20 protein-coding genes and 1 pseudogene are annotated in these 23,802 nt (G+C 44.1%); 12 read left to right on the top strand and 9 right to left on the bottom strand.

Annotation, left to right across the window (positions count from 1 at the left end; genetic code table 11):
* On the bottom strand, positions 1-414 hold the full coding sequence (locus IQ276_RS32955; RefSeq protein WP_193915625.1) for a hypothetical protein: 414 nt from the start codon (positions 412-414) through the stop codon (positions 1-3).
* A 425-nt stretch (positions 415-839) separates the two neighbouring features.
* Here IQ276_RS32955 and hsdR point away from each other — a divergent pair, with 425 nt between their 5' ends.
* Positions 840-3,194, top strand: coding sequence for an EcoAI/FtnUII family type I restriction enzme subunit R (gene hsdR / locus IQ276_RS32950; RefSeq protein ID WP_193915635.1), 2,355 nt, complete (start codon positions 840-842; stop codon positions 3,192-3,194).
* 430 nt (positions 3,195-3,624) lie between these two features.
* On the opposite strand, the gene IQ276_RS32945 is transcribed toward hsdR, so the two are convergent.
* On the bottom strand, positions 3,625-4,119 hold the full coding sequence (locus IQ276_RS32945) for a pentapeptide repeat-containing protein (protein WP_190877840.1): 495 nt from the start codon (positions 4,117-4,119) through the stop codon (positions 3,625-3,627).
* Positions 4,120-4,294: 175 nt separating this feature from the next.
* Between IQ276_RS32945 and gcvT the strand changes: the two genes are divergently transcribed.
* The 3 genes from gcvT to gcvP all read left to right on the top strand — a co-directional run bounded on the left by gcvT (position 4,295) and on the right by gcvP (position 9,210).
* The gene (gene gcvT / locus IQ276_RS32940; RefSeq protein WP_193915628.1) at positions 4,295-5,431 is read left to right on the top strand and encodes a glycine cleavage system aminomethyltransferase GcvT; all 1,137 of its coding nucleotides are present in this window, start codon (positions 4,295-4,297) and stop codon (positions 5,429-5,431) included.
* A gap of 181 nt (positions 5,432-5,612) precedes the next feature.
* The gene (gene gcvH, locus IQ276_RS32935; protein WP_193915632.1) at positions 5,613-5,999 is read left to right on the top strand and encodes a glycine cleavage system protein GcvH; all 387 of its coding nucleotides are present in this window, start codon (positions 5,613-5,615) and stop codon (positions 5,997-5,999) included.
* 262 nt (positions 6,000-6,261) lie between these two features.
* The gene (gene gcvP, locus IQ276_RS32930) at positions 6,262-9,210 is read left to right on the top strand and encodes an aminomethyl-transferring glycine dehydrogenase (protein ID WP_235116174.1); all 2,949 of its coding nucleotides are present in this window, start codon (positions 6,262-6,264) and stop codon (positions 9,208-9,210) included.
* Positions 9,211-9,396: 186 nt separating this feature from the next.
* Here the strand turns inward: gcvP and IQ276_RS32925 are convergent, their stop codons facing one another.
* Entirely contained in the window at positions 9,397-11,571 is a 2,175-nt protein-coding gene (locus IQ276_RS32925; RefSeq protein ID WP_235116173.1) for a caspase family protein, read from the bottom strand.
* Positions 11,572-11,757: 186 nt separating this feature from the next.
* Entirely contained in the window at positions 11,758-12,936 is a 1,179-nt protein-coding gene (gene sat, locus IQ276_RS32920; RefSeq protein WP_221709043.1) for a sulfate adenylyltransferase, read from the bottom strand.
* Between the two features lie 14 nt (positions 12,937-12,950).
* Between sat and IQ276_RS32915 the strand changes: the two genes are divergently transcribed.
* The 3 genes from IQ276_RS32915 (at position 12,951) to IQ276_RS32905 (ending at position 14,062) form a co-directional block, all read left to right on the top strand.
* Positions 12,951-13,133 (top strand): hypothetical protein, encoded by a 183-nt coding sequence (locus tag IQ276_RS32915; RefSeq protein ID WP_190877854.1) that lies wholly within the window; start codon positions 12,951-12,953, stop codon positions 13,131-13,133.
* A 111-nt stretch (positions 13,134-13,244) separates the two neighbouring features.
* Entirely contained in the window at positions 13,245-13,751 is a 507-nt protein-coding gene (locus tag IQ276_RS32910) for a tetratricopeptide repeat protein (protein ID WP_193924590.1), read from the top strand.
* A gap of 74 nt (positions 13,752-13,825) precedes the next feature.
* The gene (locus IQ276_RS32905) at positions 13,826-14,062 is read left to right on the top strand and encodes a hypothetical protein (protein WP_193924588.1); all 237 of its coding nucleotides are present in this window, start codon (positions 13,826-13,828) and stop codon (positions 14,060-14,062) included.
* Between the two features lie 250 nt (positions 14,063-14,312).
* Here IQ276_RS32905 and IQ276_RS32900 read toward each other — a convergent pair whose 3' ends face one another.
* Complete coding sequence (locus IQ276_RS32900; RefSeq protein WP_193924586.1) at positions 14,313-14,588, bottom strand: hypothetical protein; 276 nt, start codon at positions 14,586-14,588, stop codon at positions 14,313-14,315.
* Positions 14,589-14,900: 312 nt separating this feature from the next.
* Between IQ276_RS32900 and IQ276_RS41125 the strand changes: the two are divergent.
* The 3 genes and pseudogenes from IQ276_RS41125 to IQ276_RS32880 all read left to right on the top strand — a co-directional run bounded on the left by IQ276_RS41125 (position 14,901) and on the right by IQ276_RS32880 (position 17,571).
* A pseudogene (locus tag IQ276_RS41125) lies at positions 14,901-16,003 on the top strand (ISAs1 family transposase).
* A gap of 383 nt (positions 16,004-16,386) precedes the next feature.
* Entirely contained in the window at positions 16,387-16,554 is a 168-nt protein-coding gene (locus IQ276_RS32885) for a hypothetical protein (protein WP_190877859.1), read from the top strand.
* 393 nt (positions 16,555-16,947) lie between these two features.
* Complete coding sequence (locus tag IQ276_RS32880; RefSeq protein ID WP_193924132.1) at positions 16,948-17,571, top strand: 4Fe-4S single cluster domain-containing protein; 624 nt, start codon at positions 16,948-16,950, stop codon at positions 17,569-17,571.
* 65 nt (positions 17,572-17,636) lie between these two features.
* Here IQ276_RS32880 and IQ276_RS32875 read toward each other — a convergent pair whose 3' ends face one another.
* A complete protein-coding gene (locus tag IQ276_RS32875; protein WP_193924130.1) occupies positions 17,637-18,551 on the bottom strand; it encodes an alpha/beta hydrolase family protein in 915 nt (304 codons plus the stop codon).
* A gap of 177 nt (positions 18,552-18,728) precedes the next feature.
* Here IQ276_RS32875 and IQ276_RS32870 point away from each other — a divergent pair, with 177 nt between their 5' ends.
* Both IQ276_RS32870 and IQ276_RS32865 read left to right on the top strand, forming a co-directional pair.
* The gene (locus IQ276_RS32870) at positions 18,729-19,571 is read left to right on the top strand and encodes a phytanoyl-CoA dioxygenase family protein (protein WP_193924127.1); all 843 of its coding nucleotides are present in this window, start codon (positions 18,729-18,731) and stop codon (positions 19,569-19,571) included.
* A gap of 182 nt (positions 19,572-19,753) precedes the next feature.
* A complete protein-coding gene (locus IQ276_RS32865) occupies positions 19,754-20,770 on the top strand; it encodes a FecCD family ABC transporter permease (protein WP_193920224.1) in 1,017 nt (338 codons plus the stop codon).
* Positions 20,771-20,774: 4 nt separating this feature from the next.
* Here the strand turns inward: IQ276_RS32865 and IQ276_RS32860 are convergent, their stop codons facing one another.
* The 3 genes from IQ276_RS32860 to IQ276_RS32850 are packed head-to-tail and all read right to left on the bottom strand — an operon-like array spanning position 20,775 to position 23,802.
* Positions 20,775-23,147: an AAA family ATPase gene (locus tag IQ276_RS32860; protein WP_193920226.1), complete on the bottom strand. Its 2,373-nt coding sequence runs from the start codon at positions 23,145-23,147 to the stop codon at positions 20,775-20,777.
* A 50-nt stretch (positions 23,148-23,197) separates the two neighbouring features.
* Positions 23,198-23,587, bottom strand: a complete 390-nt coding sequence (locus IQ276_RS32855; protein ID WP_193920228.1) for a type II toxin-antitoxin system VapC family toxin — start codon at positions 23,585-23,587, stop codon at positions 23,198-23,200.
* A complete protein-coding gene (locus IQ276_RS32850) occupies positions 23,584-23,802 on the bottom strand; it encodes a hypothetical protein (RefSeq protein WP_193920230.1) in 219 nt (72 codons plus the stop codon). Before IQ276_RS32850 ends, IQ276_RS32855 begins: the two co-directional genes overlap by 4 nt.

Raw genomic sequence — 23,802 nt, 5'->3', positions numbered from 1 at the left:
TTATATTTTATTAGAATCTTGTTGTTTTAAATCAATTATCTCAAACACCTTATAAGGTTCTGTATTCTCTGGTATCCACCAAGTATGATGTGATTTTTCATTCCTTGACGGAGTATGTTGTATTCTTCCTAGTTCCTCGCTCAAACTACCCTTAGCTATTTTCATCTTCTTAAAACGCGGAATTCTCAGAGATAGATTTTTTGCATCATCCAATGATGAATGAATTGATAAACCACAGACTTGACATTCAGATATACTCGCAGGACATTCCTTATTTGGATTTTCTTGTCGCCAAGATAAGAAATCTTGTGGTTGGGGTGTTTCATGAGCCTTGTTAATAAACCTGTAAAACTCTCCCGATGCAATATCAGATTGCGATGGAGGACAGTCATCGGGGAAGTGTTTTGAATACATTACCCTTTGCTTTTTGGATATAAAAACAAATTCAATTGTATACTTAATAACTTAGTTACTAGACTACTAGCATTAATTTACTACAAATGCTAAACAAAATCTGTAAAATTTCTGGGCTTTCACATTTTGCTGACATCATAGCTGCTACCAGCGTTTTTGCCTGTTGTATGTCAAAAATCAACGAATTGTCTAACCAAACGCTACGGGATATGTAGAAACCGTTTCCCACATCATAGGAGCAACTAAAGAAGCTGGCTTGATCAAGACAGATGAATCTGAATCAAGCTCTACCCGTTATGCTGGCTATCTCCCTTTTTGGGCATAAAAGTGTTTTATCGCAAATCGATCTTAGTAGCCCTCAAATCCTCAAACCCTTGCAGAACAAGCAAAAAAAGTGTTTTATCGCAAATCGAGATGAGCGAAATATGAACGAAGCCGAAACCCGTGCCGAACTAATTGACCCCGCACTCAAAACCGCAGGCTGGGGAGTTATTGAAGATAGTCGCATCCGCCGCGAAGTTATTGCCCCTGGTCGCTTAGTTGGCAATGGTAAACGCGCTCAATCAGACATCGCCGATTATGTCCTGGTTTATCGTGGTGAAAAACTCGCCGTCATCGAAGCGAAAAAACGCGACTTACGAGATACAGAAGGTTTAGGGCAAGCCAAAAAATACGCCGAAAAGTTGCAGACTCGATTCGCCTACTCCACAAATGGCATCGGCATCTACCAAGTAGATATGCACACAGGGGCAGAAGGCTACATCAACCAATATCCCACCCCGGATCAACTGTGGGAAGCGACCTTTAGCGAAAATAATGAGTGGCGCGATCGCTTTGCTGCCATCCCCTTTGAAGACAAAAGTGGCACATGGGAAGCCCGTTATTATCAACACAATGCCATTAAACACGTTCTAGAAGCAATCTGCCAAGGAAAAAACCGGATTTTGTTAACAATGGCAACAGGCACAGGTAAAACCTTCATCGCCTTCCAACTCGCCTGGAAACTCTTTCAAAGCCGTTGGAATCTTAGCAGAAAACCTACCCGTCGTCCGCGAATTTTGTTTTTAAGCGATCGCAATATCTTAGCCAACCAAGCCTATAACTCATTCTCTGCCTTCCCCGACGATGCCCTCGTCCGCATCGACCCCGAAGCCATCAAAAAACGGGGTCGAGTCCCCAAAAATGGCAGTATCTTTTTTACGATTTTCCAGACTTTTATGACCGGACGGGACGAGGCTGGCAATCCTACGCCCAAATTCAGCGACTATCCCCCCGACTTCTTTGACTTCATCATCATTGATGAATGTCACCGAGGCGGAGCCAGTGACGAAAGCACCTGGCGGGGCATTTTAGAATACTTCTCCCCAGCAGTACAACTGGGACTCACCGCCACTCCTAAACGAAAATATAATGCAGACACCTACGCCTACTTTGGTGAGCCAGTCTATACCTACGCCCTCAAAGACGGCATCAACGACGGGTTTCTTACTCCCTTTAAAGTCAGGCAAATCGAAACTAACCTAGATGAATATATTTACAGCACCGAAGATGAACTGATCGAAGGTGCAGTAGACGAAGCCAGAACCTACACTGAAGACGACTTCAACCGCATCATTGAAATTGCCGATCGTGAACGCTACCGGGTGCAGCTGTTCATGGAAGAAATCGACCAAAATCAAAAAACTCTGGTGTTTTGCGCCAACCAACCCCACGCTTTAGCTGTGCGAGATTTAATCAACCAAATGAAGATTAGCAGTAACCCTAATTACTGTGTCCGCGTCACCGCAGATGATGGGAAACTAGGCGAACAACACCTCAGCAACTTTCAAGACAATGAGAAGAATATTCCTACCATTCTCACAACTTCCCACAAACTATCCACTGGGGTTGATGCTCGGAATGTTCGTAACATTGTGTTGATGCGTCCCATCAACTCAATGATTGAATTTAAGCAAATAATCGGTCGCGGTACTCGCCTATTTGAAGGGAAAGACTACTTCACTATTTATGATTTCGTCAAAGCCTACGAACACTTCAACGATCCTGAATGGGATGGTGAACCCCAGGAACCTGTTCTCGTCAAAATTGCCAGAGGGGGAGAGCAATCAGGCGCATACAACGACTCTACAACAGATAGTGGTATAAATAGAGGCAAAAATAGAAACGAAATTGCAGAAGTTCCCAACCCCAAAACCATCAAAATCAAACTCGCTGATGGTAAAGAACGAACTCTCCAGCACCGAATATCCACCAGCTTCTGGAGTCCGGACGGTAGACCTATGAGCGCCGCAGAATTTGTGCAACGTCTCTTTGGTGAAATTCCTGAACTATTCACAGATGAAGACGAATTAAGAGCAATCTGGAGTCGCCCTGACACCCGTAGAGCTTTATTAGAAGGACTGGCAGAGAAGGGCTACGGGGAAGAACAACTCACAGAAATTAGTCGCCTGATTGATGCCCAGAAAAGCGATTTATATGATGTGCTGGCTTATATCGCCTATGCCTCACCACCTATAAGCCGCCGAGAGCGTGTCCTCGCTCACAAATCATTAATTTTCTCGCGCTATATCGGCAAACAGCAAGAATTTCTCGACTTTATACTCGAACAATACATCAAAGCTGGGGTGGGGGAACTCGATCGCACTAAATTACCCCAACTGTTAGAGTTGAAATATCATACTGTTCGTGATGCTGTTGAAGAACTAGGGAGCGTTGCGAATATCAGTGAAGTATTTATCGGGTTTCAGCAGTATTTGTATTCACAGGACATAGTAGCTTAACTAGGCAGATCGCTACAATTAAACACCATTAATGTACTGAAATTTTGGCTGTTGACTGTTGGAAATCAATTTGTTGTAGAATTATATCTTTCATCTGTCGATTGAACTGATTGAGTACATTTATACTACTATAAAGTGCTGAGTTCCGAGTGCCTCGGCAAAGAGCGTGAAAAACCGCCCACAAGGGGGAGCCACTACGGTGGACGGGTTTCCCGGCATAAAGCAAGTGGCATCGGGGTATCAAACAACTCAAGACAAAAAGATTCCGCCACGCCACTTGCTCATGGGGGAAACCCCATGAGCAAGTGGCTCCACAAGGGGCGGGGCAAAAACCCGAGTGCAAAAGTACTGAGTATTCTTTTTCTTACTCAGCACTCAGCACGGGCTAAACGCCCCGCTATCCATGTACAGCACTGAGTATGGTAAAGTTCTACTTACATCCTAAAGACTCACGGGTATCCACACCAGTTTTAGAATTGACACCACTTGCCTTAACGCAGAGTTTTTTGACTTGCGTTCCATCTAAAACTGCATTTGTGAAATCAGCACCAGTAATATCAACATTGTCAAATATAGAACGCAGCATCATTGCCTCACTCAAGACTGCATCACTTAAATCAGCGTTCTTAAATCTTGCCAGATAGGCTATGCCATTAGTAAAATCTGCACCATGCAGATTTACTCCCTCTAAGACAGTACCATTAAATACAACGCCGCGTAAGTCAGCATTGCTAAAGTTAGCATTTTCTAAATCGACGTTGGTAAACTCAGTCCCTATTAAACTTTGACCAGAGTAATCCCTGCTTTGAAGGTTGTCTCCAGCAGAACGGGTAATACTGGAAGAACTTGCAGCCTGCGCCGAGAGGGGAAAAACAAAAAGAGCTATAGCTAAAACAAAGCTAGCTAGTATTTGCCGATACTTCATAATGTTAAATTAACAAATCTCAACATTTCCACCATTAACTATTAAACCTTGTAGAGAGTGTTGAGTGAGGTAGAGACGCGATTAATCGCGTCTCTACAAGAGTTAGGATATTCTCTCAAAGGGGAAAGCATCTCGTAGGATAGATAGATGTTGAGGTGCGATCGCATAAATACCTGTGGCTAATCAAGAAGACAACGCCCAATCCTTGGCGCGAACTGCTTTATATCAATTGGGTGTAGAACTCAAAGCACGCTTTACCAGCTTTGGTGGTTGGGAAATGCCGGTACAATTTAGTGGCATTACCCGCGAACACGAAGCTGTAAGAAATACAGCCGGAATGTTCGATATTTCCCACATGGGTAAATTTACCCTCCAAGGGAAAAACCTCATATCCCAACTCCAGTCTTTAGTACCCTCAGACTTGAGTCGGTTGCAACCTGGTCAAGCACAATACACCGTCTTGTTAAATCCCCAAGGGGGAATTATTGACGACATCATTGTTTATCATCAAGGTGAAGATACCACTGGTAAACAGAGGGTATTTATTATAGTCAATGCAGCAACCACTGCCAAAGACAAAGCATGGCTATTGCAACACCTCGATCAAAATCAGGTGCAATTCCAAGACCTTTCACCAGAAAAAGCCTTAATAGCCGTGCAAGGGCCAAAAGCTATTAAATATCTCCAACCTTTAGTACAAGAAGATTTACAAGCAATCAAAGCATTCGGTCACCTCCAAGCAACGGTATTGGGTAAACCAGCCTTCATAGCCCGCACAGGCTACACGGGAGAAGATGGCTTTGAGGTGATGGTAGATCCTGATGTGGCAGTAGAGTTATGGCAAAGTCTCCATAACGCTGGTGTCATCCCTTGTGGACTCGGTGCGAGAGATACCCTGCGGCTAGAAGCAGCAATGGCACTTTACGGACAAGACATCGATGACAGTACCACACCCTTAGAAGCAGGTTTGGGCTGGCTAGTTCACCTAGATACCAAAGGCGATTTTATTGGTAGGGCGGTTTTGGAACAGCAAAAAGCCGAGGGAGTGCAGCGGCGCTTGGTAGGTTTGCAAACCCAAGGACGCAACATTGCTCGTCATGGCTACCAAATTCTATCAGCAGGTAAAGTTCTGGGAGAAGTTACCAGCGGTACTTTGTCGCTCACACTTGGTTATCCCATTGCTTTAGCCTACGTTCCCACCAAGCTAGCAGCCGTTGGTCAGCAATTAGAAGTTGATATTCGCGGCAAAGCTTACCCAGCAGTTGTAGTTAAACGTCCCTTCTATCGCTCAAAAAATCGTGTAACTAACTGATAAGTGCTGAGGTTTTTAAGGAATAATGTGTTTTCAGTGGTGTCCAGTTGCGAGTACTGAATTTCAGTCATTGCTCAACACCGCTTTTGTGAGTTACTCAATCTACAGTCAGGTTCATTACCAGATATGGGTTCGATGACCATTGGGACAATAAATTGTTTGATAAGGGAGAGGAAGTGATATGGCTGAATATCCTGAAGATTTAAGATACCTGGATTCTCATGAATACGTGCGACTAGATGGCGATATTGCCACCATTGGTGTTACTGAGTATGCCGTAAACCAATTGGGTGATATCGTATTTGTGGAACTGCCAGAAATTGGTGATTTACTGACAAAAGAAGACAGTTTTGGCACTATTGAATCAGTGAAAGCCGTTGAAACACTGAATTCACCTATGACTGGCACAGTGGTAGAACGCAATGATGCTGTGATTGACGGCCCCGAACTAGTGACAGATGACCCTTACGGTGAAGGATGGTTTTTAAAAGTGCGTGTCAACGACGCCGATGAACTAAATGATGCCTTGACTGCCGATCAATACCGTGCCTTGGTAGAAGGGGAGTAGGGAGTGGGGAATGGGGGGATGGGGGAATGGGGAATGGGGACTGGGAACTGGGAGTGTAGGAAGGGTGGGGAACTTTTTTATAATCTCCCCACACCCCCATTTCCCTAATACCCCTCATCTCCCCCACTCCCCACTCCCTACTCCCCACTCCCTACTCCCCAGAAAGATTAAGTCATCAAATTTAGATAAATTGATAAATTACACTCACTTCTTATCAGTATTTGTTGCAAAATATTAAATAGTATCATCTGGAGAGTAATTTGTGGTATCAAATCTCCCTATTCTGAAGTCTAGCGATCGCCATTTCGTAGACGAAACGAGTCAAAAGTTAAGTAGTTTTGCGCCAAGACACATTGGTCCCAACTCCGATGACATCGAGCAAATGCTTGGAGTCTTGGGGTTTTCTAGTTTAGATGCCCTCATCGACCAAACAGTACCCCAGGCAATTCGGCTCAAGGAACCGCTCAAGTTACCAGAAGCAGAAAGTGAATATGCAGCACTGGCATTATTAAAAAAAGTTGCTGGCAAAAATCAGGTTTTCCGCTCATATATTGGTATGGGATATTACGAGAGTATTACCCCTCCAGTCATTGGACGTAATATCCTAGAAAACCCTGGTTGGTATACTGCTTACACTCCTTATCAGCCAGAAATCGCCCAAGGACGATTGGAAGCACTGTTGAATTTCCAAACCCTGATTATCGACCTCACAGGTTTGGAAATTGCCAATGCTTCATTATTGGATGAAGCCACAGCCGCCGCAGAAGCCATGAGCCTCAGCTATGGTGTTTCTAAAAATCACGCAAATGGCTATTTCGTCTCTCGTGATTGCCATCCCCAAACCATTGATGTGTTGCAGACTCGCGCTCAGCCATTGGGGATTAATATCATTATTGGCGATCATCAAACATTTGATTTCCAGGAACCAATTTTTGGCGCCCTTCTGCAATATCCCGCGAGTGACGGCACCGTTTACGATTACCGCGCTTTTATTGAAAAAGCCCATGCTCAGGGTGCATTGGTGACGGTAGCAGCAGATCCCTTAAGTTTAACTTTACTCACCCCTCCTGGGGAATTTGGCGCTGACATTGCTGTGGGTAGCACCCAACGCTTCGGTATTCCCTTGGGGTTTGGGGGACCTCATGCGGCATACTTCGCTACCAAAGAAGAGTATAAGCGATCGGTTCCAGGGCGAATTGTGGGAGTATCAAAAGATGCTCGTGGCAACCCTGCATTACGTCTCGCCTTACAAACCCGCGAACAACATATTCGCCGAGAAAAAGCTACCAGTAATATCTGCACAGCACAGGTGCTACTGGCAGTGATAGCGAGTATGTACGCCGTTTATCATGGCCCTGCTGGACTCAAGCAAATTGCCGAAAATATCCACTCCCTAACGGTGTTGCTGGCAGAAGGACTCAAGCGTTTGGGTTACAAAATTAGTTCTGAATATTTCTTTGATACCCTGCGAGTAGAACTGGGAACACACAATCTAGAAGATATTCTGGCAGCTTCCGAACAACTTCAAATTAACTTGCGGATTTTTGATGCAACTGCTGTTGGTATTTCGTTGAATGAAACTACCACAGTAGATGATGTGCTTGACATCTTGGGAATCTTCGCAGGAGAAAAAGAACTACCTTTGGGCTTGGAAGAATGGATTTCTCCCTCATCTCCCTCATCTGGCCATCTCCCCTTCCCTCGTCAAAGCAGTTACCTAACTCACACAGTCTTTAACCGCTATCACTCAGAAACAGAGTTATTGCGCTATCTCCACAAGCTAGAAAGCAAGGACTTGTCGCTAACAACATCGATGATTCCCTTGGGTTCTTGCACAATGAAGTTGAATGCGACTGCTGAGATGATTCCGGTAACTTGGGACGAATTTGGCAAGATTCATCCTTTTGCCCCGCCATCCCAAACCCAGGGTTATCAAATCCTGTTTGAGCAACTTGAGGCATGGTTAGCTGAAATTACTGGTTTTGCGGGAATTTCTCTGCAACCAAACGCGGGTTCTCAAGGTGAATACGCCGGACTTTTAGTAATTCGCCAGTATCACGAAAATCGGCAAGAAGGATACCGCAATGTCTGTTTGATTCCCACCTCAGCACATGGGACAAACCCAGCAAGTGCGGTAATGTGCGGCATGAAGGTAGTGGGAGTTGCTTGTGATTCACAAGGTAACATTGACGTTGATGACCTGAAGGCTAAGGCAGAAAAACACGGTCATGAACTCGCCGCCTTAATGGTGACATATCCCTCGACTCACGGTGTTTTTGAAGAGTCAATTAAGGAAATCTGTGCAGTTGTTCATGCCCACGGTGGACAAGTTTACATGGATGGGGCAAATATGAATGCCCAAGTAGGAATTTGTCGTCCTGGGGATATTGGCGCGGATGTGTGTCACTTAAACTTGCACAAAACTTTCTGTATTCCCCACGGTGGCGGTGGTCCTGGTATGGGGCCTATTGGTGTTGCTTCTCATCTTGTGCCGTTCCTACCTGGACATGCTGTGGTAGGGACTGGGGACTGGGGACTGGGGACTGGGAAGGAAGAAATACCCAGTAACCAGCATCTCGGTGCTGTGGCGGCTGCGCCTTGGGGTAGTGCGAGTATTTTGGTGATTTCTTGGATGTACATTGCGATGATGGGTACAGCTGGTTTAACCCAAGCAACCAAAGTGGCAATTCTCAACGCTAACTACATCGCCAAGAAACTTGAATCTTACTATCCCGTTTTATATCAAGGGAAAAATGGTTTAGTTGCCCATGAATGTATTTTAGATTTACGATCGCTCAAAAAATCCGCAGCGATCGAAATCGATGACGTTGCTAAGCGTTTGATGGATTATGGTTTCCATGCGCCGACTGTTTCCTGGCCTGTGGCTGGTACAATCATGGTGGAACCAACAGAAAGCGAATCGAAACAAGAGTTAGATCGTTTCTGCGAAGCCTTGATTGCTATTCGCCAAGAAATTGCCGAAATAGAATCAGGCAAAGTAGATATCCAAGATAATCTTTTGAAGAACGCACCCCATACTGCTGAAAGTTTGCTCACTGGGGAATGGCATCATCCCTATTCCCGTGAACAAGCTGCTTACCCTGCACCTTGGACACGTGAACATAAATTCTGGCCTGCTGTTAGCCGCATTGATGCAGCTTTTGGGGATAGGAATTTTGTTTGTTCTTGTCTGCCAATGGACGCTTATTAACTAACTAAGTGAAGAGTTAGGAGTTTCAATTCCTAACTCTATCACTGTGGCGATCGCCGATACGTAATACCATTTCACTTTAAAGTTGATACAGATACCTCGGTAGGGGCGCACAGCTGTGCGCCCCTACGTTATCTATATGTATCAGGATTTTCCTAATTCTGATTGATGAAAATAGGGCATTAGTTACACAACCTGAAAATTAAAGCTAAAACTTGCCCAATTATTCACATCCAAAATATATGAGTCGGCTGCTGTACCGTTCATCTCGGCTTTGATGGCGCTGGCGTTATGTAAATCTTGTAGCAAGGCTTGGACAACATCTAACGATTTCAACAATGGGGCAATTGGTTGCTGGTCGGGTGTGGGATACTTTGTAGTGTTCAAGACTGCGAGAGTTGCACTGAAGGGGGCAATACTAAAAATTAGTTGTTGTTCCGAAAAGAAGGCTGGCGCTGGAATTACCCATTCAGAACCAGCATTTGTTTGGGGTAAGGTGAGGGTTTCACCTGGGGCGATGACAACTTCCCGAAACAGGGGCTTGGTGTCTGTAGTGTTTGGTTCTAGGGGAGTTTCCCAAGAGTAGAAGGCAATTGCTGTCTGATTATTTTTTAATCCTAGCAAGATTAAATATACTGGGCGATCGCTTTGATTTTCCAAACGATACTGCATTCGACTACCAATAGGCACAGTAGGAGTGGGTAGAGACGCAATTAATCTCGTCTGTGGCGATTTGGTAGAGACGCGATTCATCGCGTCTGTGGAGAGTGATTTTTCCCAAGTGAGAGTTCGCAGTGTTTGGCGTTGCGTTAACACCTGAGATGATGTGCCACTAATTATCTCTAGGCTTGCTTTGATTGCTAGGCCCGAAGAACCTTCATTTTGTGTGAGTCGCCATAACTTGGCTGCTAGCAAGGTAGATAATTTTGGTGCCAACCGTAGTACTGCCACTTTTACAGCTTCGCCAACTTCGCCTGCGGTGTTGGGAATTAATTCGCCTTCAAGAGTAAATAATCCATAGCGACTAGATGTTTGCTGGAGTTTACCAAATATATAATCCGCTGGTTGTTCCCCTGCGACTACGGTGGACACATGGGCAGTAGCGGCAAAGCCACTTGTGGCATCTACTCGTTCAATTCTTTCCAGTCGAGTATCCAGACCAATTATTAAGTTAATATTTTTTGGTAAAACGCGGACTGCTTCTTGGACAAGTTGCCCGACTTGCACCTCAGTTGCACCTTCAATTTTGGCAATTTGGGCTTTTGCTGTTAACCCACTGCGCGATCGCAATACTAATTGCTCTGTTGTTGCTAGAGTGAATCGAGAATTAACTCCGTAGTATAGCAGCACTTGGGGAGGTAATCCTGCCAACCACAGCTGCACTGTTTTGCCATCTTCTTCAATGGCTCTCACCACGCCCTCTGCACCAATGTTACTGTCTGGGACTAGAGACGTTACATGTAAGGTGTCTGCATATTGATTTTTCTGTGTACTTAATAACTCTGGTTGCTGTTTGCTACCCATTTTAGACAGAGAATTTTCCACATGAGAAAGGGCGACTTGAATTTTGGTCGCTGGGGTAGTTTCCCATAAATACTGGGTCAAGGCGTAGGTAAATAACCCGGCACTAAAACCAGAAAACAGCGCTTCCCTCGCTGACTGCTTGGGATTTGAGGTAGCTGTTAACACAACAGGAGTGCTGAGGGATTTTTGAGTTTTCAGCTGTTGGAGAAAATCGAGTTCCTCTGCTATGAGCTTGGCTTCTGGTGACTCCTGGAGGGCACGAATTTTTAAACCCATGACTGAACTAGGCGCATCATAGCTAGTATCTAATACTGCTGTGACTTGGTTAGTAGGGAGCGATCGCAATAATAATAGTAAAGTTTCTTCTAATAAATAATTGACTATTTTTTCATCTTGTGCAATCTGACTTTCATTAGCTGACACCAGAGCATTTTGCATTGTCTCCGGCGATGTTTCCAATTTGACACGGCTGCCGTAGCCGCTAAAGTGGAATACAACCACATCACCAGGTTGAGTTTGCTTGCCCAGATGGTCTAAAAAAGCCGCCTCAATGAATTCCCTGCTGGCTTGTTCCTCAGTCAAGGTGAGAATATCTGACCTTTGGAAGCCAAAGCGATGAATCAAAAGTTCTCTTTGAAGTTCGACATCCGTGAGACAACCACTGAGGGCGGTAATTTTGGGGTATTGGTTAATACCGATTAACAATGCCAACTTGCGCGGACTGGGTTGTGCCAAAGCATAGTAATAGCGATTTCCCAAAGTCAACCACTCTGCTTCAGTTAGTCCCAATACGGTGAGTATTGAGCCAATTCTGTTTAAAAACGTGCGCCGTTTCATAATTAGCTACCAGTTCTCAGCCTACCAGCTAGCAGCTTAAAGGTTTGAGGCCTGTAGTGTAAAGGGGGAGTGGGGAGTGGGGAGTGGGGAGTGTGGGGAGTGTGGGAGGATGGGGGAGTGTGGGGAGATTAGAAAAAAGCTTCCTAGCCTCCCACACCTCCCACACCTCCCACACCTTCCAATGCCCTAAACCGACACTTGTATCCGCATTGCCCGCGCCAATTCTGCGGCTACTTCCGGGCGGGAAAATTCTGGTGGAGGTAACTCACCGCGTCGCAGCATTTCCCTGACTTTGGTTCCCGATAGGTGAACGCGTTCTTCTGGCTTGCTGGGACTGGTTTTAGTCGTCGCCATCTGCTTGGTACGAGTACAGTAGAAAGCGTGTTCAAATTTCATGGGCACGATGCCTAATTCACTTGGCTCAAATTCGTCAAAGATGTATTGAGCATCATAAGTGCCATAATAGTCACCAACGCCTGCGTGATCCCGTCCCACGATAAAGTGAGTACAGCCGTAGTTTTTGCGGACTAAAGCATGGAATATTGCTTCACGAGGACCAGCATAACGCATTGCGGCGGGATTAATTGCCAAAATCACGCGATCGCTTGGGTAGTAATGTTCCAGCAAAATTTCATAGCAGCGCATCCGCACGTCGGCGGCAATATCATCATCTTTAGTTGCCCCGACCAATGGATGCAAAAATAGAGCATCTACTGTTTCTAAGGCGCACTTTTGGATGTATTCGTGGGCGCGGTGGATGGGGTTGCGAGTTTGGAAACCGACAATGGTTTTCCAGCCATTTTCACGAAAGATTTGCCGTGAAGCTGCTGGATCTATTTGGTAAGTGGGAAACTGGGGATGGGATTCGCGTTGCAATAGCCAGATATCACCAGCCAGATGTACTGAACCTTGGTTATAGAGTACCTGCACACCAGGATGATTTGCATCATCAGTGCGGTAGACATTAATTGCCTCGCGGGTTTTGTCGTAGTGATATTTTTGGGTGAGTTGCAAAACTCCAATAAACCGCCCTGCGGGGTTATCTAGACGAATCAAGCCGCCTTCTTTGAGAGGGGAAGCTACTTCTTCGGCTACCGACAGTGTAATTGGTATTGACCACACAAAACCATTAGCTAGTCGCATTTCTGTGACAGTGCGATCGTAGTCTTCTTGGTTCATAAAACCCGTGAGTGGACTAAAACCACCGATCGCTATCATTTCTAAATCAGAAACGGCGCGATCGTCAAGTTGCACTCGCGGCAAAAAATCAGCTTTTGAGAGAAATTCCTCTCTTTGTTCTGGTGTGGCGATACGGTTAACCAACTGTCCACCGTGCGGTGCAATGGCATCTGGATGGTGACTCAACGTAATCCCCTCTTGTGATAACTGCTATTGTTTCAGACTATGTACTAACTTACCAAATGGTGGGACAAAAGGGATTGGGGATTGGGGATTGGGGAATTTGCGGACAGAATTATCAAGCCAAGACTGGTCATAGCAATACTAATACATTTGGTAATGTAACTAATAACAACTACTATGGCAATCCGCCACAGCCTTGACTGGATTCGTCCGTAGGGCAACGGATAAAGTCAAATGCTTCCAGTCAGGTTATCAACTCACTGCATCCTGATACTAGTCATTGGCAAGGACGCAGTGAGGAACTTTGCCAATTGCAGCAATGGTTACATGCAAGCAACGTGCGTTTGATTGGTGTGACGGCTACGGGTGGTTATGGAAAGTCGGCGTTGGTTGCTAAATTATGTGAAACTGTAGCCGCAGGTTTTCCCCAACAGCTTTGGGTAAGTTTTAGTGATGCGTATCCTTTTGATGTTTGGGGACGCTGGCTGTTGGATAAGTTGGAGAAACCAGCACCGGAAAAACCAGAAGATTTATTAGTTGCGGTTTGTCATTGTTTGCAAACAGAAAAATATTTGCTGGTTTTGGATAACCTAGAAACTTTGCTGCAAGATGATGGACAATGGCGGGATGAAGTTTATGCTCAATTTTGGGTGCGTTGGTTCGGTTCTCGCAGTGAAGAAGCTTTAGAACACTACCAACAAGCTTTGCAATTCTACCGCGATATCGGCGATCGCTTGGGGGAAGCCAACGTTCTGCAAGAATTCGGTAAGTTACAAGAAAACCCGACAATAGCACTTGACTATCTCCAGCAAGCGTAAAACCTCTACATCTAAATTGGCAGTATCTACAATCAAAGTCGTAATCTATATTTATCGCCAATGTCCAGTTAAATATGGGAGACTCAAACGCCGCAATTAATTCCTTAAATCATGCGGCTGAACTCGCCGCCACCATTAACTATGCACCATTGCAAGAATACGCCCAAACTCGCATCGCCAAAATCAACTCATCACCCGCACCAACAAACGGCATAAAAGAGAGATTCATCCAATTTATCCAACAGCCTTGGGTAAAGTTCGCGTTTTGTTTTTTGGTTGGCTTAATTGCTTTTGTGCTGCTGCGGCGCTAAGTCTGAAATTAGTAACGAATATCTTTGGAGAAGGGGGTATATCTGCCGAAGGCTTTTCCATTATTTATATAGTATGCTGTCAACTGATAAAAAGTCAACAGTTTTTGGCTGCAATTAATTATGTTGTTGCGTAACGACAGAGCTAAGTCTGAAATTAGTAACGAATATCTTTGGAGAAGGGGGTATATCTGCCGAAGGCTTTTCCATTATTTATATAGTATGCTGTCAACTGATAAAAAGTCAACAGTTTTTAGCTGCAATTAATATGTTGTTGGGTAACGTAGGGTAAGTTAGTTTTTGCAAGTCGATGCATCAAAGGTGCAAGTCGATGCATCAAAGGTGCAAGTCGATGCATCAAAGGTGCAGGTCGATGCATCAAAGGTGCAAGTCGATGCATCAAAGGTGCAGGTCGATGCATCAAAGGTGCAAGTCGATGCATCAAAGGTGCAGAGCGATGCATCAAAGGTGCAGAGCGATGCATCAAAGGTGCAGAGCGATGCATCAAAGGTGCAGGGCGATGCATCATATCAAGTCCGGCTAATTACTTAGGAACTTCCAGAAAATAAATTATCCCAAATTGTTTGTACATTTGTAGGGGCGCACAGCTGTGCGCCCCTACAGGGATGGAATATTTTTTTCCTTGGAAGTCCCTTATTATTAAAATCCAATACACTTGGTGTTAAGGCTAAAACTCTTGGTCAAATTCAATTTTTTTAACGAACCGCAAAGGACGCAAAGGACGCAAAGAGAAGAAAGAAAGGCTCAGGGCTATTTCATTCTAAATGTAGACGCAATATGGTAGAATTCATCGCCAGCTCTACTTCAAGTATCTACTACCGTGTCTGAAATCGAAATTATCAAAGCTTTTGCAGGTCTAGAAGACCCCCGTCGCCGCGCCGGACAGCGACATACTCTACCATTATGTCTTGCGCTGTTCACATTGGCGATCGCCGCAGGCAATAAAGGATTTCTAGCAATTGGAGATTGGATTTCAAGCTACCGTGAGGAGTTGATAGACCTCTTGAAACCGACAAAGAATAGGCTTCCTTCTTACAGTACAGTCCGTCGTAATTTATTACACATAAATTACGAAGAGTATTCCGTATGCCTTGCGAATTTCTTTGACATCAAACCACTGCCTGGAGAAACTGTTGGTATGGATGGTAAAGTCCTCAAAGGCTCATATCAAGTAGAAAATGATAATCCACATTCTGATTCCCACCCAGCAATTATGTTGGTCAGTGCTTACCTTGTAGAGCGAGGATTGATTTTAGAACCGTTTGAAGTTGATGCCAAAACCAACGAAATAAAAGCATTACCTGAGTTGATTGAGAAACTGGCTCTCAGGGGAGTAGTTTTTGCCTTTGATGCTATTAATACACAAAAAAAACTTGTGAGTTGATTATCAACAGTGGCAATGATTATATTGCTGCCTTGAAAGGGAATCAACCTAGTTTATTCAAAGATATCAAAACTAATTTTACACCGGAATTTTCTTTTGAGCAGATAAATAAAGGTCATGGTCGAATCGAAAAGCGACATGTCAGTATTTGTCAAAATCTTGATGGTATTCGTCCTTGGCCTGGACTTACCACTTTGATTCAAGTCAAATCAGAACGTCAGGTTTTCACACACAATGTAATTGAAGTAACTACTGAGACTCGTTATTACATTTCATCTCTAACTGAAACGGCTCAACAAATAGCTGAACGAATCAGAGGATATTGGGGTGTTGAGAATAAAGTTCATTACGTTCGGGACGTTACCCAAGGTGAAGATGCATCCCGAATTCGCACTACACCCTTACCTCAGATTTTTGCGCTCACTCGCAATTTTTCACTCAATTTATACCGAAACAATATGTTTAAAAATATGGCACAAGCTCAACGTTTATGTTCTTTTGGACTAGACACACTCAAGCAGCTTTTTAGAATGAAATAGCCCTGAAGAAAGGCTTAACTGAACTGTATTGCATTAAAATCTCAGCACGTGAGAGCGTCCCCGTATCTCCCCATCAGCCTAAATGATAAGTCTTTAACTGGACATCATATAAAAAGTGCAGGTCAAGAGACTTGTGTGTATACTCTAGCTTTTTAAGGGAGCTTGGGGGGATCTTCCAGGGTAAATATCATGAACCCAAAGAGATGAAGACAGGATGATTTATTTGCCTGTCACTTTCTACTTGATGCAAACAAAAACATCTGTATAACAAAATATACCTTTGGCAGTTGCATGTCTATTTTTTATCCTTCTTCAGAAATTTGCCATTTGAAAATTGATGTTATAGATTGGTGCTGAAGTTTTAATTAAACATCTAATTTCCAATGAAAACTACCGAAATCAGTTCAACCACACAAGAAAACAGACCCACCAAGACCAAAAAACAGTCTTTTCCTGGGATGAGTATTGGTACTCCGAAAGTACCATTCCGCAAATCCAAGAAAATAGTACAGCAGCATGAATTACTGAGTGATTGGGAACACGCGAGTTAAAATAATTCGTAATTCGTAATTCGTAATTCGTAATTCGTAATTCGTAATTCGTAATTCGTAATTCGTAATTAAGTTTTGCAAGGGGGATTTAGAAAGAGCCACAAAACTTGCCGCTTGTTAGAAGCAGGGGACTTAAACCCCCAGAATTTGTTAATTTGCTACTTTGAATTCACCGTTACAGAGTTGCAGGGAATTGCTTTGAGTATTGCATCTGTCACAATCATTCTTCACATTGATGTTAGTAGCAAAACTGAACATCAAAAACACCATTTTAAGTAGTGATTGAGTACAAAGTCCGACAAAAAGCCTGAGTTCCTTACTAAGGTTAAGGATTACAATATTTCGCTATAGTTATATAGTTAACAGGCAACGGCTTTAAAAGGAGTTAAAGAGATGGAAACTAAGCCAACTGACCCATCACTAGCACTCACGGAAATTCCCTCTGGCTATCTCAATATTATGGGTTACGTTGATGAGTCAGAAGTCAATGGGCCTGGTTGTCGTGCAGTCATCTGGGTGCAAGGTTGTCCGCGTGAGTGTCCTGGCTGCTTTAATCCTGACTCCTGGTCATTTGAGGCTAACCAACTTGTTGCTGTTGATACCCTTGCCGAGAACATTCTCTGTAACCCTCGGAACACGGGTGTAACGTTCTCTGGTGGAGAACCCTTTTGGCAAGCCCCGACGCTAGCATCTTTAGCTCGTAAGATAAAAGCTGCTGGATTAAATGTCATGTCTTTTACTGGGTTCACCCTGAAGCAACTACAGTCTGAATCTGCGCCCCCAGGTTCCCAAGAATTGTTAGAACAACTCGATATCTTAATTGACGGACCTTTCGTACAATCTCTGGCAATTAATTCTCCCACCTCTCCAGTTTCTTCTAGCAACCAACGAATTCATATATTTAACGCTGCCCTCTCTGACCAAATTACCTGGGCTAGCGACCAAATCGAAGTCCACATTCTCAAGGATGGTAGCCGCATTGTCACTGGCTATCGAGGTGGACTGGAGTTGATGTAGTTGGGCATTGGGCATTGGGCATGGGGCATTGGGAATTTGTCATTCTCCCCGTCCCCGTGTCCTCTTCAATGGCGAGTCACGGTGACATTTTCATCCAAAGTATCACCTGTATTATTCACATAATCCAAGGCACTGCGATCGCCAAGTGTATGAGCCAGCAAAAAAAGCGCACTCCAACGAGCGATGGTTTCAATGGATTTCTCCTGTGTCAAAGTTGGGATATTTGGGTCTGGTCTTGCGCCAGGAGGATTATTAATATTTGTGATGCCATAATGATTGGCACCCTCTATGGTAATTAATGCTTTTGGAGATTCTTGAATTAAATCATAACTTGTTTGTGTTGTTTGGGGAGTGACTGATGAGCCATCTTGACTTCCTAAGATTAAAGCTATGGGAATCCCTTGATTTCTAATTGGGATAAATTTTCCGATACCGACAAATGTATTAGTAGCAAAAAAAGCTGCTGCCTGTAACTGTTGAGGACGTTGAAATTCACCTTCACAAACTGGATAAATACAAGAGTTGTCAATGGCTGTCAAACCAACTGCACCACCGAAAGAGTGTCCTAATAATACTAGTTTATCCAAATCCAGAGTACCTGCAATTGGTGAATTGGGATTGGAGTTTTCTGTCACCATAAAATCTAGAACATGAGAAATTTGTGATGCTTCTGGTACTAAACCACTAAATCCAAAATCTGGTAAAGAACGAATATGCTCAGGAACAACCACTGTAAATCCGTAACTGGCTACGATATTAGCAAATTGAGAATATTGAGATATATCAACACGCGAACCAGGTAAGAATAAAGCAATGGGAGTTTTGATTTGATTGATATTTGAACTGGGAATGACAGGAAAGTAAATATCTGCGGAATCTCCGTTAGTGGGAATAGTCGTTTTATAGCTGTTGACTAACCCAAACAGAGGGTGAGGGCTAAAAGTAGTTGCACCTGTGATTGTTTCACCATCCGAAACCATTAATTTGCCTCCAATTATTACCAGTCATTAGGATTTAAGCAGTAAATCTCCAACATGGTCAAGTGGTGGCGATCGCTACTGCGGATAACTTTTGCTGAGAGAAAAACCAGTGGCGATCGCCCTTTATCTTTTTAGACATTCTAAAATAGTGTTGACTCAGTACAACAAGGAATTAAGATGCCTGAATATCTAGCTGGTAAGCAGCCAACTACAGAGCAATTAAATGAATGGATTGAATATTTTCATACTAATGGGTTCCTCGTGATTCCCAATGTCTTGACACCCGAACAGTGTGAGATTTTAAGAAATGATTTAGATGAAAACCTCAAGAAGACTGAAGGAAAAAATTATCAAAAATCAAAGAAAATAATCAAGCGAATGTTCGAGCATTCTCAGCAGAATTTAAAGCTTTTTGACTTAGAGCCAATGGTGACATTTGCAGAACATTTAATTGGTGGAGCAAATGGAACAGGCTACTCAATCCATGATGGTATTCCCAATGCTAATATAATTCATGTTATTCACAATAACTCATTTAAAATTCCTCCAGAAACTGACGGATTAGCTAAAAATGCATGGCATCAAGACGATACACCCCATGTAATTTCCCTTGATGGGAAACCCTTAACTAATATTCGCTTGAATGTTCTTGCATTCACAGTGAATTACTACCTAACGGATGTATTATCTCAAGAAAATGGCCCAACTCAAGTGATTCCAGGATCTCATCTATTTGGTAAGTTGTGCGACGGCGATATTTCAGGATATGAAGACCGAATTTATAGCTGCTTGGGAGCAATGGGTTCTGCCGTTTGTTTTAATAATCAGGTATGGCACAGAGGCTCTAGAAACTCTTCGTCTACCACTCGCTACATTACCCAGATTACTTATGCCAAGAGACTGGTTGGACATAAATATGCACCCTTTATGAATTATCAAATGCCTAGTCACTGCTATGAAGATGCAAACCCAAGATTGAAGCAACTGTTAGGATTTCTTCCCGGCGGCGCTTATGGTTAGGATTGGGGACTGGGGACTGGGGATTGGAGACTGGGGATTGGGGACTGGGGATTGGGGATTGGGTAATCAGCTCTAAAATTATGTCCGTGACTATTCCATAGACAAACTGTGTCACAATCTCCGACTCCCTCATCTCCCTCATCTCCCTCATCTCCCTCATCCCCCTCACTCCCCCTTAATTAATGAAAAGACTATTTCAGAAAATTTTCAGTAAATACCGCGTACTCTGGGCTATTTTAATCTTTGGTGTAGGACTGGTGGTAACGCTAGCGCTATCGCTTTCCCAAGGAGCAGTACCTTTGAGTATGTCTGAGTTTTGGCAAGCTATTCTTCGGGAAGGCGATCCGATTAAACAGACAATTCTCTGGGATTTGCGTCTCCCACGCATTTGTGCGGCTCTCATCGTCGGTGCTGCTTTGGGTATGTCAGGAGCGTTGCTGCAAGGAATGTTACGCAATAGTCTTGCCGATCCTTTTATTCTCGGCATTTCTGCGGGTGCAGGATTAATTGTAATTTTGATGATTGTGTGGCAAATATTCCCCATCGCCATTCCTCTAGCCGCCTGGATAGGTGCAATTTTGACTTCAGCGATCGTCATTTTACTCGGTCGTGCGGGGTCAGGAATTTCAGTTGAGCGATTGATTTTAGGCGGGGTGGCGATCAGTTCTTTATTTGGTGCTGTGCAAAGTACATTGCTGCTGTTAGCTGAAGACGGTCAAATTCAAATTGCGCTGAGTTGGTTAGTTGGTAGCCTCAACGGACGGGGTTGGCAAGAAATTTCCACTGCTAGCCCTTACATCATCGTTGCATTGGTGGGGGGATGCTTGCTGGCGCGATCGGTGAACGTGTTGGCTTTGGGTGATGATTTGGCTGTGGGATTGGGAATTTCGTTAACGCGATCGCGCCTATTAATTGGTGGTGTCGCCACATTATTAGCCGCAGGTGCAGTCAGCATCAGCGGCTTAATTGGATTTGTCGGCCTTGTTGTCCCTCACGCTGTCCGGCTGCTCGTTGGTACAGATCACCGCTTTGTTTTGCCACTTTCCGCCCTTGGTGGTGCATGGTTACTCACCTTTGCAGATTTACTCTCTAGATTAGGAGCAGTAGAACTACCAGTAGGTTCCGTCACCGCCTTGCTAGGTTCACCGCTGTTTATCTGGTTACTTTATCGTCGTTCTGCTGGGTTTAATAAATTCTGAAAATTTAGACAAACCAACGACGAATTAACTCTACCTGGAAGCAATAGCCATCCTCAACTTCCTCAATTAACTCACGTTGCAACAGCAATTTGAGTGTAATCTCAGCATCAGGAGACCGTTGTAATAAACTTTCGCGCCTGACTATAGCCCCTTCCCCTTGAGCAGCGATAAAACGTAAAATAGCTTGTCCAGTGGCGTCCACTTGGTTATTTTGAATGTCAGCGAAGAAAAAGCCCCCACTTTGCAAAGCTTCTGGTATCGCTGCTTCCACATCAGCTAAGGTTGCAAATCGCCGGATAGAGGGGTCTTGCTCGTTTTTAAGAACAATAATTTCCGCGCAGAGTAGTTGTACTAAGAATGGGTGACAACGGGTGAGTTGCAGTACTCGCTCAACAGCATTGGGTTCATAGCGCAGAGTAAAATCTTTAACGGGACGTTCAATTAATTGTCGTGCTTCCGCTTCTTTGAGATAAGAGATATGCACAACTTGGACATTAATGAGATAACTAGCCCAGCGCTGATATTCTTCGATAGTATGGGAGCCAGCCAGTAACACCTTGAAACGGGGACGATGTTGGATGAGGTGACGCAGCATTCCCAAAACATCTTGTTCGTCAAAGCGACCTTTGGCTATGGCGTTGTCTAGCACCTCGAATTCATCTAGCGCTAGTAAGGCGGTATTTCGCTCTAGAGCTTGTTCTACTTTATCTAGCCATTCATAGAAATAAGTGAAGGGGTCAGATTTTAGGACTTCGCGGGCTAGGGATGGTAGAGTTAAACCTTGCTTTTTTGCTGACTTCTCCATCTCTCTAGCGAGATTATAGAGAAAACCTGCATGGTCGCTCGCTGATGAAGGTGCGCCTTGCAAGTCTATAAACATGGGGATGATGGTATTGGGGAGTAACTTTCCGATGTTATTGAGGAGGGAAGTTTTACCCATGCGTCGCTGACCGTATAGTAGCAGAGGTGGACGACGGCGGTCTAAAAGTAGTTGCTCAATGCGTGCGCCAATGTCATTACGCCCTGTAAAAATTTTCTGTTCCTCTGTAAGGGGTACGCCGATGATGTAAGGCGAGTCAATTTCTTGGCGCTGTTCAGTAATTTTAGCCAGTTCATCTATATGGTTGGTAGCTATCTCACCCCAACTTTTGAGAATAGGATAGAAACGGACTGTATATTTGTCGCTGCGACGAGCGAAGTTTTCCAACTCTAGATTTAATTTATCTACAAAAGCTCTCAGGACTAAGCGCTGGTTATAATAACTTGCTTGATTAAGAGCAGCATCAACATCCTCGCTGATACGGCTAAAGATTTTTAGTATGCGGGTAGAGCTAAGTTCATTCTCTATTTCGTCAATTAATAAAATATGATGAGCTTCGCGGATAGTTTCAACATCAGCACAGTCTTGTAAACTGCGTGCATCCAGTTCAATTTGTACAGCTTGAGCCGCCCAGCGCTGGCGGCTGGTACTGAGATATTCTAAAGCTGCTTTGCCTTCAACTGGATTATGTGTGATTACGAAGAGGAGATGCTTATCTAAGCCAGGTAGATGTAAACGTTGCCACTCATCCCAGAAGGCGGAGTGAAAGCGCAATAAACACGGGCTTTTAGCATTACGCCTTTTGTCTAGCCTATAGAGAAGGTAATTCCAGCTGGTGAGAAATGGAAAGGATAAGACAGATAGCCATGAATTAATAGTGACTCCTACGCCGAAGGCCACACCTGCCAGAACGCCGAATGCCACACCTCCCCCAATGCCAAACACCACACCAACGAACGCCGCGCTGAACGCTACACCGAAGGTCATACTTTGTCTCACGCCTCCCGCTACGCCTCCCGCCATGCCAAATGCCATACCTAACACTACACCTGCCGCCACTTCTCCTGGTACGCCTCCTGCCAGGCTGAACGCGACACCTCCCGTGAGGCTGAACACCATACCAAACACCAGAGCGAACATCATACAGAACGCTACGTTTAGCAGCACACCCAAGAACACGCCGAAAAACACACTTAGCACTACGTTTCCCTGTACACCTCGCACCACGCGATCAGCTATAGTTGCGATTGGTTCACCTAATACCCAAAGCACCAACCCTAGTAGTAAGTTAGTCAGGATAGGTAAGATTAAATATACCTGGATAAACAGTTGGCACAGTCGAAGATTTCGCCATTCCCCCCTCAAGATAAAGCAAATCAGAATAAAGAAAATTAAAGAAATATCAGAGTTTAAATTGGGGTCAATGCCTTTGAGGTGGTTACGCCAAGCTGTGGGACGGAAGAAAAGCCAGAAAAGCAGTTGCAGGCTACCGAGGATTAAGTTGGGGTGCTGTTGCGGTGCATCAGTGTAGGCGTTTTGGAATATGTTGTTAGGCATTTAACTTGCCTTGTGATTATTGATGATACAATGGGGCACTTTGTTGATATTTATTTAAGAGTTTGCACCCCGGAATATGCCAGAATTTTGGCGTCAGCAGTTAGTAACGGACAGTCGTAAATTCTGGCAGTGGCTACAATAAGCTGGTCAGATGGATCTTTGTGAAAACCTGTGAGTTTGGTTGATTCAAGGATAATTGGAATTGTCAGTTCGAGTAGCTGCACTCCTGGATAAGCTAAAGCTGCTGTTATCCACTCGTCAACTGAAATTGAAAAAGCAAGTTTGCGATTCTCAACCAGTTTGGCAATTTCCCAACAAGAAATAATGCTGACTCCTAGTCCTTGAGATTGATATTCTTCAATCCAATTTCGATATTTCTGGTTTAGTCGTTCACTATTATCTATCCACCAAATCCAAATATGAGTATCTAAGATTATCATTGCAAGACTTCCCAATCCTCTATAGGTACTGGAGGCTCGAAAGGATCGTCATAGCGAATAACTGTTCCCCGTAAAGGATAAGGATTAGATTCTGAAGGTTGGGGCAAACGTTCTAAAATAATGATTTCTACTGTTTCGCCTGCCTGAAAAGGTAAATCCTCAAGAATCAAGGTTCCGTTTTGAGTTAACTTTGTTTCAATTCGGTGTGCTTTCAT

Origin of the sequence: Desmonostoc muscorum LEGE 12446 (assembly GCF_015207005.2) — a bacterium.
GTDB classification, from domain to species: Bacteria; Cyanobacteriota; Cyanobacteriia; order Cyanobacteriales; family Nostocaceae; genus Nostoc; species Nostoc muscorum.
This window is presented reverse-complemented; position numbering and strand designations above follow the sequence as displayed.